The 11373-nt window shown below is 60.7% G+C and carries 9 protein-coding genes; 3 read left to right on the top strand and 6 right to left on the bottom strand.

Going from position 1 to position 11373, the window contains the following annotated elements:
• The 3 genes from Q0072_RS01035 to pelA all read right to left on the bottom strand — a co-directional run.
• On the bottom strand, positions 1-571 hold a 571-nt coding region (locus Q0072_RS01035), incomplete at its 3' end, for a DUF1593 domain-containing protein (protein ID WP_298324466.1).
• A 145-nt stretch (positions 572-716) separates the two neighbouring features.
• Positions 717-1544, bottom strand: a complete 828-nt coding sequence (locus Q0072_RS01030) for a DeoR/GlpR family DNA-binding transcription regulator (protein WP_298324463.1) — start codon at positions 1542-1544, stop codon at positions 717-719.
• A 241-nt stretch (positions 1545-1785) separates the two neighbouring features.
• Positions 1786-3987: a pectate lyase gene (gene pelA, locus Q0072_RS01025; RefSeq protein WP_298324461.1), complete on the bottom strand. Its 2202-nt coding sequence runs from the start codon at positions 3985-3987 to the stop codon at positions 1786-1788.
• A gap of 432 nt (positions 3988-4419) precedes the next feature.
• On the opposite strand from pelA, the gene Q0072_RS01020 reads away from it, so the two are divergent.
• Together Q0072_RS01020 and Q0072_RS01015 are read left to right on the top strand one after the other, a co-directional pair.
• Entirely contained in the window at positions 4420-4584 is a 165-nt protein-coding gene (locus Q0072_RS01020) for a hypothetical protein (protein ID WP_298324458.1), read from the top strand.
• 10 nt (positions 4585-4594) lie between these two features.
• A complete protein-coding gene (locus Q0072_RS01015) occupies positions 4595-4774 on the top strand; it encodes a transposase (RefSeq protein ID WP_298324469.1) in 180 nt (59 codons plus the stop codon).
• Between the two features lie 193 nt (positions 4775-4967).
• Here the strand turns inward: Q0072_RS01015 and Q0072_RS01010 are convergent, their stop codons facing one another.
• Genes Q0072_RS01010 through Q0072_RS01000 form a run of 3 tightly spaced genes read right to left on the bottom strand, consistent with a single transcriptional unit; the run spans position 4968 to position 9791 of the window.
• Positions 4968-8099: an efflux RND transporter permease subunit gene (locus Q0072_RS01010; protein WP_298324455.1), complete on the bottom strand. Its 3132-nt coding sequence runs from the start codon at positions 8097-8099 to the stop codon at positions 4968-4970.
• A complete protein-coding gene (locus Q0072_RS01005; protein WP_298324453.1) occupies positions 8096-9172 on the bottom strand; it encodes an efflux RND transporter periplasmic adaptor subunit in 1077 nt (358 codons plus the stop codon). Before Q0072_RS01005 ends, Q0072_RS01010 begins: the two co-directional genes overlap by 4 nt.
• Position 9173: 1 nt before the next feature.
• Positions 9174-9791, bottom strand: a complete 618-nt coding sequence (locus Q0072_RS01000) for a TetR/AcrR family transcriptional regulator (RefSeq protein ID WP_298324450.1) — start codon at positions 9789-9791, stop codon at positions 9174-9176.
• Positions 9792-10006: 215 nt separating this feature from the next.
• Between Q0072_RS01000 and Q0072_RS00995 the strand changes: the two genes are divergently transcribed.
• On the top strand, positions 10007-11215 hold the full coding sequence (locus Q0072_RS00995) for an IS701 family transposase (RefSeq protein WP_298324447.1): 1209 nt from the start codon (positions 10007-10009) through the stop codon (positions 11213-11215).
• The last annotated feature ends 158 nt before the right edge of the window (positions 11216-11373 follow it).

Genomic DNA, 11373 nt, shown 5'->3' with positions numbered 1-11373 from the left:
TGGCATAGACACGCAGCTTAGCCACAAACTTGGCCACTTCCGGCGGCGTCCGCGTCTGGCTGACCTTCCATAAAGCCTGTGCCAGGGTGTTGGGGCCGCCCCAGACCAGCACCCAGACCGGACGTGGATCGTCGCGGTCCACGGATGCGATGATGGCTTCAGACCCTGGGCTGTCATGACCCTCGCCAACGGCGGTCATACCATATGCCGCAGGCCCGCTCTTCACCAGGGACAACAGCCTGGCGCCGGAAGGATAGCCCTTCTCATGCTTTTCCAGATTGTCGCGGACGGCACCATAGGCGTTTACGATCTCCTGGATCTTTTCCGGGCTGGTGCGGCCTGGCAGGTGAATGGAGGTCGTGGCGACCAGTCCCTCAATGTCGAACTGGTTGGCATAGGTCAGGAACCGCACCAGTGACTCAGCATCGTCGGGTTCATTCTCCACATCGGTCAACACAATGACGCGGTGTTTCTCGGGATAGGCCAGCGGGGCGGCAAAGGCACCCCCGGTGCAAAGCATAAGGGCGAGCAGCAGCACTGCCCCCCAATCATGACGTGATATCAACTTCACAGGCTTCCTCCACCTCATGCCGACGGGCTGGACGGACCGACCGGCCAAAGAGCCGTAGGGCTCCCCGTTTTTGGTGAGATCAGTATAAAACAAAAATAATCGAAACTTAAAACGAAAATAAAGCGAAATTCAGGGGTGCGGGGGGCTAGGCCACAATGACCTGGACACCCCGGCTTTCGAACGCCAGACGATCGGCATCCTTGATGGCGCTGTCGGTGATCAGCGTGTGAAGGATATCGACATTGGCCAGCCAGGACAGGGACGTGCGACCGATCTTGCTGGAATCGGCCAGCAGGATGACCGTTGTGGCGGCCTTGACCATGGCCCGCTTCACGTGGAGATCGGCCATGGAGGGGAAGGTCAACCCGACTTCGGTGGAGACCGCTGCTGTCGCCAGGAACAGTTTTTCGGCAAACAGCCCGTCAAAGAAGGCGGCTGAACGCTCCCCGGTCAGGGACAATGTCGGGGCCTTGAACTGCCCGCCGGGCATCAGGACCGTGCAGGTGGGAAGCGCACCCATAATCAAGGCGATGTTCAGGGCGTTAGTGATGACATTGAGATGTTGACGTTCCGACAGGTGAGCCGCCAGTTCCGTCGTTGTCGATCCGGAATCGATGATGATGGTCTCGCCATCGCTTACCAGCGCGGCGGCGGCGCGTGCGATCTTTCGTTTGGCGTCCATATTGACCATGTGCTGAAGCGCCATCGCCCGCACCTGGCTGGGCACCGACTGTAGATAGGCGCCACCATGCTCGCGGGAGATGTGGCCATCGGCTTCAAGCCGTTCAAGATCCTGGCGGATGGTAACGTCCGACACCTGGAACGCGTCGGCCAGATCGCGGACGCGGGCGCTACCTTCTTCTTGAACCCATTCAAGGATTTTTGATCGGCGTACCTCGGGAAGCAGGTTGCCAAAGGCGGATGCCTTAACCGCTGCCGCGCGGGGGGAACGGGTCTTGAGTACTCGGGCCATGTCTTTTTACTCCTCGCCGTTCGCGGGCCGGTCTGTGTTCGGACCATGAAGACGGGATCTGGCCTGACATCGTCCGACACGACGGCATGAAGTCTTTGAACATATTCCGACTTTTATCGCCAGCTTCCATTTTTTTCGATTCTTTCCGCAGACCGGGCCTTCAGGACCCGATAATCCAGTATGCCAATGGAAGACCCGCCCCCGCCAGTCGCGACGGGGACAGGTTTGCGACAGTTGCTGGTCAGGAAGGCAAGGCGCAGGATGCCGCTACGTCTCTGCTCCGCGGCTTCCACTTTGCCCGCCACGCCGGATAATCCTCACTGAGCAGTTTTGCCGGCCATGTTCCGAAATAGCCATACCCGACACGGCGTTCATGTTCGATGTCAGCGAAACTGTATCGAACCACAGAGTCCCGGCCCATGAAGATGGGCCGGCTTGTCGAAAGCTCATGGAAACGTGCCCAGATCAGCGGCGCCCCGACATCCTCGATGATTCGCAAATCTTTCTCGCCCGACACATTCACGAACCGATCCAGACGCTTGTCCCGGATCGCCACGGCACATAACCAGTTTACGGCCCCTTCGACTGCCGCCACGACACGGGGGGAAGGCCTGTCCTGCCTCATGAGGAACCGGACTACCCCAACCGTCTCATTACCGGAGATCGAGGGCGGTTCATATCGGCGCGCCCAGGCCGGCTCCAGGCTGCGTTCATTATATTGTGCGGCCCAGCCCGCCAAGTTGCCGTCGGCTTTCAGCTGTGTACGCAAGATCAGTCCGACGCCTCTGTCCACCGCCTTGGACGCTTTGGCCCGGCGCTTGGGATCGATATAGGCATAGGGCGCCTGACCAGAGGCCACGTCTTGCAACAGGTTCAGGACCCTGGCCATGACATTGTCGTTAAAGGTGACATGCGAGTAGTAACCTTCCCGAAGGGGAAAGAACTGCGGCCACCCGCCGTTGTCATATTGTGCGGCCAGCAGATAGTCGATCCCACGCACGACTGCCTGTCGATATGTGGGGTTGTTGGTGGCGGTTGCCACCCGCGCCAGGAACTCCATGGGCAGGGTCGTGGCATCATTATCCAGTGAGTTGGCACGGCCATCACCGGGGGTTGGGATGCTGGCCTCTGTCGCCGGTGCCTGCGACAGGTCGGTGCTCTTTGGCCAGCCGCCTTGCGGCGACTGATATTGCAGGACGTTATCGGCAATGGTTCGGGCCGTGTCGGACCCGTACCAGTCGGGCTCCTGCAGCAGCATCTCCGGCCCCCACGTCGCCTTGCTGGCCGGCGCATCCGCCGCCCAAAGCATCAGCAAAGACAGGGGACGGTCAGCGCGCGGCGACAGGCCAAAGGTGCTGCCTGTACGCAAATAGATGAACTGATCAGACGCCACACCGCTGCTGACCCCATCGACGGTCAATTCGCCCTGCCCGTCCAAGACCATCAGGACCTGATCGCGCGGGATCGTGTAGGGTGCCATAGCAGCACCCGGCAGTAGACGACGCAGCCGCAGTTCGACCTCACGGTTGGGCACTTTCTCGCTCATCCGCGAGACAATGCTCATCCCCTGCCCGCCATGCGGCGGCTCTTTGATCGCCAGCGCCGCCGCGTTGGCTAGGACCGGTGGTGCTGCCTCGATATCTATCGCCGCTGCCGCCCAGACCATCAAAAGATCCAGCGGCTCCGGTCCGGTCTGGGTGATCTCGATGCTGTTCTCGCGCGGAACATAGGCGGCCAAACCGGGGCTGAGATCGTGGGACTGGTCACCCACGCCTAGCGTGCCCTGGCCGCTGATGACGTAAACCGCCATGTCCCGTGGGATCTGGTGCCGGCCTAACCGAGCGCCCGGCAGGTAGACCCGCCGGCGGAATTCCACTTGGCGATCCGCTGCGGGTGGAAAAATCTCTTGCACGCGTGAAAGGCCAACATGACCCCATGGTGTCGGCTCGGTGCGAACCCCATGCTCCGGCCCCACAATCACGGCGGATCCCACCGGCGTCGCCCTCTTGGCGGCCCAGGCCATCAGCAGTTTGGCCGGCCTGTCCCCCTGTGGTCGGACACTGACCCAGGAACCGGCATAAGCATAGATCATATCCCCTGTACCGAGATTGTGGACCACCCCATCGACCTGAAGGTCGGCATCTCCGTCCAGCACATAGAATGTCTGATCATGGGTCAGGACATGGCGCCCCAGCACCGACCCGGGATGGAACCAGCGCTCTCGTACTTCAACAGCGGGTTGCTTGATATGCGATGTGTAACGCCGCACCGTGCTCTGGCCGATTTCACCATGGGGCGGGGGCTCGGTCTGACTGATCGCGCTGCCCATCAGGATCGTCGGCGCCTCGCCTCTGCCGGGATCAGACACGCCGAGGATCGCACCCAACAGGACAGCAAAAGCCAGCATGGATCGACCACAGCGTTGGGCATTGGCTCGCAGCATTGTTCCCTCCCTTACCAGTTTTGCGAAATCATACACCATCGATTGATTTCGATAATCTTCGATTTACGCATAAACGCAAATTTCCACAATTATTGGCGTCTGGCGTTGCTTCGGTAAGGCGGAACGGATCTCCGCACAATTCTCAACAGGTAGAACTGGACAAAGCCTCACTGCGGCAGCACGGCATAACCCCAGGCGCGCCATTGCTTCATCTGAACCACCATTGCCGCTGGCGTAGTGATGTTGCCGTCTCCTGGAAACTGCCGTTACTGAAACTGTTTCAGAATCGTGGCGCCCAGTTCCAGCCTGGAATTATGCAGCAGGTGGCTGACTGCTGGCACCTTATGGAGAAAGCAAGTCGAGCCTTTCTCGGCTCAGATGGGGGCAAAGGCTCTCAAACGAACCCCATGGACCTGGATCATTGCCCTACCCATGACCGTGGGACGCGATGTGCTGACAAAGGTTGAGACTGTCTTGGTTGCCGCCATCGAAACAGAGGTTCCGGCGATTTTCGATGCCAGGAACATCATCGCCGATTTCAAGGGCATGATCCGACGCAGATCGTTCGCCGACCTTGCACCCTGGCGCGCGGGCTAACCAATTCATCTTGGCCTCTTTCGCCAATGGCATCGTCAAGGATCAGGCCACTGTGAAGGCAGCCATCAGCTCCCCATGGTCCAACGGCCAGACCGAAGGCCAGATAACCAAGCTGAAACTCATCAAACGTCAGATGTATGGCCGCGGGAAACTCCACCTGCTCCAAGCCCGTGTCATTGGCGCCGATTGACAAGGCACATCGCAAAAGTGCGTCAGAGCCACCTTTCCACGCTGGATAACACTCAGCGTCATCATCACGTCAGGGCCAGATTAACCCAAAACACTGGTACTCATTGCACACTCCACGGGCAAACACTGAACGCGGCATGCAGGGACATAGTGGAAAGGCTGTATGCGGCGGTGTGGACCCCATAGGACCAAGTTCACCCCCGGGCAGAAACTTCACGATCACTGGGAACCAGCTCTGCCTGATCGGACCCGACAGACGATGTGTCAACTTTCTCAAACTGCAACAGCAGGGAGATCAGGCTGGGCAGCAAGGTCAGAGTCAGGAATGTAGCGGCTGTCAGGCCGCCGATGATCGCATAAGCCATCGGACCCCAGAAAACCTGATGGGCGATCGGTACCATGCCCAGAATGGCCGCGCACGCTGTCAGCACGATGGGGCGTGCCCGATGCAGGGCGGCGGTGACGATGGAATCGCGTGCGGACATGCCCCGGGCGACATTGCCATCCACCTCCTCGATCAGGATCACGGCATTGCGGATGATCATACCGGCCAGGGCGATGACCCCCAACTGGGCCACGAAACCCATTGGCGTGCCAGTCGGCAACATGGCGGCGACAATACCAATCAGGCCGAACGGTGCCATGGCGAGAGCTAACCACAGGCGGGAGAAGCTGCGCAACTGCACCATCAGCAGCGCCATCATGACCATCAGCATGACAGGCAAGGTGGCGATGATGGACGCGTTGCCCTTTTCGGATTCCTCAATTGTGCCGCCTTCGGCGATGGCATAACCTTCCGGTAGGCTGGCCGCCAGCGCCTGTACCGAGGCGGCCAGTTGGGCGGAGACAGTGGCGGCCTGGATCCCTGGTGCGATATCGGTCTGAACCGTGATGATGGGCGTACGCTGCCGCCGCCAGATCACCGGCTGTTCCACACCGAAGCGCACCTGCGCAATCTGCCGCAAAGGCACCTGCTGTCCGCTTTGTGTGGTGATCTGAAGGTTGGAAATAGTAGCTAGATCGTTCCGTTCAGCCGCTTCGGCACGGGCGATCACCTGGATCAGGCGATTACCATCGCGTACAGCCGTGATCCCCGTACCCGAGAAGATGGCAGAAAGTGTGCCGGCCACATCCTGTGATGACAGGCCGACGGCACGGGCCTGGGTCTGATTGACCAGAACCTCTACCCGCTTCTGGGGTTCACCGGCGGTCAGGTTGATGTCACGCGTATGGGGGTTGGCAGCCAGAACATTGGAAAGCTGTTGGGCATAGTCCTGCACCTTGTTGATATCCGGCCCTGTGACGCGGTACTTCAATGGCCAGCCGACCGGCGGTCCCAGTTCCAGCGGGGTGGCGCGGGAGACCAGATCGGTGAAATCTGCTGCAAAGGCCGCCTCAAGCCGGGCGCGCACCCTGTCGCGTTCATCCAGCCCCTTGGTCACCACGACGGTCTGGGTGATATTGTCATTGGTCAGCAGGACGTCCATCGGCAGATAGAAGCGGATGGCCCCCGAACCCACATAGGTGGAGAACCGTTCCACCTCCGGATCATTCTTCAACAGGGCTTCCAGCCTTGCCGCCTGGCGCTGCGTTGCCTCCAATGAGGCATTCTGCGGCAGGGTCAAACTGACCAGCAGTTCCGGTCGGTCGGATGGCGGAAAGAACTGCTGCTCCAGCTTGCCAGCCCCCAGGGCCGACAGGACCAAGAAGCCCACGGCAAAGGCAATCGTCTTGCCCCTGTGAGCCAGCGACCATTCCAGGGCCTTGTTATAGGCGCGCATGATGCGGCCTGCGCTGCTATGGGTGTGGGCCATGGTGCGGGGGAGAACCCAGGTGCCGATCAGGGGCGAGAACAGCACGGCCACGATCCAGCTTGCCAGAAGCGAGATCAGCACGACCATGAACAGCGAGAAGCAATATTCACCGGCACTGGATGCGGCGAAGCCCACGGGAATGAAACCAGCGATCATCACAAGCGTGCCGGTCAGCATCGGGAAGGCAGTGCTGTCATAGGCAAAGGTGGCGGCCCGTGTAAGGTCCCAACCTTCCTCCAGCTTCGATACCATCGCCTCCACGGTAATCATCGCGTCATCGACCAGAAGCCCCAGGGCTATGATCAGCGCACCCAGCGAGATACGCTGCAAGCCGATGCCGGTCAGTTCCATGCCGATAAAGGTCATGGCCAGGACGAACGGAATGGACAATGTGACCACCAGACCGGCCCGCGTGCCCAGCGACAGGAACGACACAGCCAGAACGATGGCAATGGCCTCCACCAGAACCTTCAGAAAGCCGTTTACCGCCTGCTTGACCACGACGGCTTGGTCAGCAACCTCCGTCACCTCAATGCCATGGGGGAGGGTCTGGGCAATCTCCGTCATGCGCCCCTTGATGGCCTGACCAAAGACCTGAATGTTGCCCGTCGGCGCCATCGAGATGGCAAGGCCCAGGGCCGGCTCTCCGTTCACCCGGAACAGGGGGGCCGGCGGATCGGCCGGGATACGCGTGATGGTGGTGATATCGGCCAGTCGCACAAAGCGGTCATTGGCCCGCAATGTCACCTGACGCAAGCTTTCTTCTGATGCGAAGGCACCGCTGACGCGCAGGGCAACCTTCTCATCAGGCAGGCGGACGGTGCCCGCCGGCTCCACGGCATTCTGGGCCGCAAGGGCCTGCATCACGCTTTGTTCGTTCAGCCCCATGGCGGCTAGCCGCCGGGGTGAAAACTCCACAATGATCTGTTCTTCCTGCACCCCGATCAACTGCACCTTGCCGATATCCGGCGTGGACAGAAGCCGGGCGCGGACCGTATCGACGCGGTCGCGCAGTTCGCGCATGCTGAAACCATCGGCGGTAAAGCCATAAATAATGCCGAACGTGTCGCCGAACTCGTCATTGAAGAAGGGCCCCTGGACACCGGACGGCAAGGTGGGGGTGACATCCGCCACCTTCTTACGAACCTGATACCAGATGTCTTCGACCTTGGCCGGCGGTGTGTCGTCGCGCAGATTGATGAAAATTACCGCCTCGCCGGCGCGGCTGTAGCTGTCCAGCCGGTCCAGATGCGGTGTTTCCTCCAGCTTCTCCTCAAGCCGGTCGGTCAGAAGACTGGCTGTGTCCGTTGCCGAGGCACCCGGCCAATAGGCCTGTACCACCATGGTCTTGATGGTAAAGGGCGGGTCTTCATTGCGGCCCAGATTCATGTAACTCCAGATGCCGCCCAGGAGCGTGGCCAGCATCAGGAAGATCACCAGAGGCTGTTCCTTCAGCGCCCAAGCCGATAGGTTGAAGCCCTTCGGGGAAGAAGCTTTATGATGGTTGGTCATTTGGCAACCCCTTCCAAGAGGACCTTCTGCCCGGGCCGAAGTTTGGCGACGCCTGCCGTCACCACGATATCGCCCTTGTCCAGGCCAGCAGCGACATAGGCGGTGTCGGCGGTGTACCGGGCAATCGTTACCGGTTTGCGCACAAGCAGGCCTGTAGCCGGATCGACAACATAAACGGCGGGCTTATCGCCATCATTGGTGATCGACGCGGCGGGTACCGCGATTATCAGACCGGTTGGCAGGACGACGCTCCCCGTCACCGTGGCCCCAAAGGCCATGTCAGCAGGCGCACCGGGCAGGCTGATACGCACCCGGAAGGTGCGTGTCACCGGGTCTGCCGTGGGGCTGATTTCACGAACCGTGCCGACCACGCTGATGGCTGGATTGGCGGACAGGGACACCTTGACCTGCAGGTCATGCGGTGCCCCCTGCACCAGCGTTTCCGCCACATTGAACACGGCCTCGCGTTCATTGGTCGATGCCAGTGTTGCTACCATCTGACCGGCGGCCACCACCTGTCCGGCATTGGCACCGATGCTGGTGATGATGCCGTCATTTTCAGCGGTCAGCTTCGTATAAGCCAGCTTGTTGCGGGCATTGGCCAAGGTGGCGACCGCTGCTTCCCGTCGGGACCGGGCGCTCTGCCAATTGGCCTCGGCCTCATCCACACGGGCCTTTGCCACGATATCCTTGGCAAACAGGGTCTGCTGCCGTTCCAACGCCACCTTGGCCAGATCTTCGGCCGCTGCGGCACTGCGCATGTCGGCATCGGCGGCGCGCAGTTCATTCTGCACGTCCCGGTCATCCAGCGTGGCGATGGTCTGCCCTGCCTTCACCCGCGCACCGACATCGACTAGGCGGCTTGCAATGCGCCCATCAATGCGGAACCCTTGGGCCGTCTCATAACGCGGCTGAATCTCACCGGTCTGAACCAGCTCTTCCCCATCTGCGACGGGGGTCACAATGAGGGTGCGTACGGGCCGCAGCTTTTCAAGCGGCGCCTGCTCTGGCGAACAGCCGGTAAGGGTGGCCAGAAGAAAGAGGCCCGCAAGGGCGGTACGGCAGGCGCGCATCTCAATTCTCCAACGCGCTGGGGGTCAGGCCACGGATGGCGTTCTCAAGTGCTGCGGAAGCAAGGGCCTTGGTATCGCCAAAGTCCATTTCGACGACAGTCGTGGACAGGCAGATCACCCCATGGACAGCGCCCCACAGGATTTGGGTTGCCTGATCCGCCGGCATCGACCGCAGCGCACCTGACGCAATGGCCTGAGATACCCGATCACGCAGTACCAGATAGGAATGGATCACCACCGGGTCCTTAGACAATTCAGGTAACTGTCCTTGATCATTCTCTAGGAACAGCAGGCGAAACCGGTCACGATCTTCCAGGCAGAACCGGAGATAGTCTTCCATCATCCGACGCACCGCGATGCGATGATCTGCCTCCGCCGCTGAAATGACCGTGATCCGGTTGGTCAGGGTCTCCAGCGCCTCCGCGAAATAAGCGAGCAGCACATGATGTTTGGTCGGGTAATAGCGATAAAGCGCGCCGGCGGTCAGGTTCACCATGGTCGCAAGGCGCCGCATGGAGAAGGCCGCGTAGCCCTCGCGTGCGATCAGGCGCCCGGTCTCGGCCAGTAGCCGTGTCCGCATGTCATTCAGCTGATCATCGGTCAGGGTTGGGCGCGGCATCTCTGAATTCCTCATTTACTAATCTCGTATAATAAACATGTTTAGTAAATGAACCATCGCGTTCCTATCATGGCTGCCCCATGCCTTTCGTCATTTGGCGCAGCCCTCTCAAGGGCTAAGACCGGGGCATCTCTGGCGGCGGAGGCCTGGCATTACAGTTGCGCATTTCCTGAAGTTCTGAATCAATGGGTGACCATGATTCGGAGGGTCATGGAATGTCAGGTTTGCTTGAGGACACGCTTGGTCTTTGGTCGGTTTCGTTGCGGTCAGTGAAGGGGCGTATCCGTCCGTTGTTCACACAGGATCGGGTTGCAGCGTCTGCGGGTTTGTTCCTGGACGGGCTGTTGGGTGCAGAACAGCGCAAGACGGGATGGATGCGTGCGGAGGCTGCTGGCGACCCCGGCCCCTGGCGGCAGCAGGCGATCCTGGGCCGGGGGCGGTGGGATGCCGATGCGCTGCGGGACATCGTGCGCGACTATGCACTGGAGGTGCTGGCCGAGGATGACGCCGTGCTGGTGATCGACGAGACGGGTTTCCTGAAGCAGGGCAAGGCATCGTGCGGGGTGGCGCGGCAATATACGGGCTCGGCGGGCAAGATTACGAACTGCCAGATCGGCGTGTTTGCCTGCTACGTGTCGCGGCACGGCCATGCGTTCATCGACCGGGCGCTGTACCTGCCCAAGGTCTGGACTGATGATGCCGACCGGCTGGCGGCAGCGCATGTCCCGGATGGGACGGGCTTTGCCACCAAACCGGCGCTGGCAATGGCCATGATCGAGCGCGCCGTGGCGGCGGGCACGCCGTTCGGCTGGGTCGCCGCCGACAGCGTCTATGGCGTGGGCGACCTGGAGATGCTGCTGCGCCGCCAGGGCAAGGGCTATGTGCTGGGCGTCAAGGCCGATCACCGGTTCAATTCCTGGGACAAGCCCAGGCCGGTCGGCGGCACGGCGAAGAGCATCGCCGAGGGTCTACAACAAGGCGACTGGCAGCGCCTATCCTGTGGCGAGGGCACCAAGGGCCCCCGTCTGCATGACTGGGCCTATCTGGAACTGGCCGATCTGGACGCCGCTGAATATAGCGACAACAGAACCGGCCTGTGGACGCGCGGCCTGCTGATCCGCCGGCACATCGCCGATGGCGAACTGGCCTTCTTTACCACCTGGTGCCCCGCCGGCACCGGCATCGAAACCCTGGTCCAGGTCGAGGGCCACCGCTGGGCCATCGAGGATAGTTTCGAGACCGCCAAGAACGAACTTGGTCTCGACCATAACGAGACCCGTTCCTGGCACGGATGGCATCGGCATGTCTCGCTGGTCATGCTCGCCTTTGCCATGCTGGCTACCATCCGCCATCACCTGAACCGCCAGACACCCCAAAAAACTCTCCAATGGGCGCGGCGGATGGCACCCCAGACACAAACCTGATCCGATGGTCCATGCAAGAGATCAGGCGCATCGCCACAAGGATGGCACAGCGCCAAATCCAGCCGGCATCCATCATCGCATGGTCAATCTGGCGACGAGCCCATCAGGCAGCCGCACGGTGCGCTCACATCAAAAGAAACATGCAACTGTAATGCTAG

The sequence above is a fragment of the Asticcacaulis sp. genome, assembly GCF_027484505.1.
Classification (GTDB): Bacteria; Pseudomonadota; Alphaproteobacteria; order Caulobacterales; family Caulobacteraceae; genus Asticcacaulis.
Note: the sequence above shows the minus strand (reverse complement) of the source record. Positions and strands in the feature narration are given on the sequence as shown.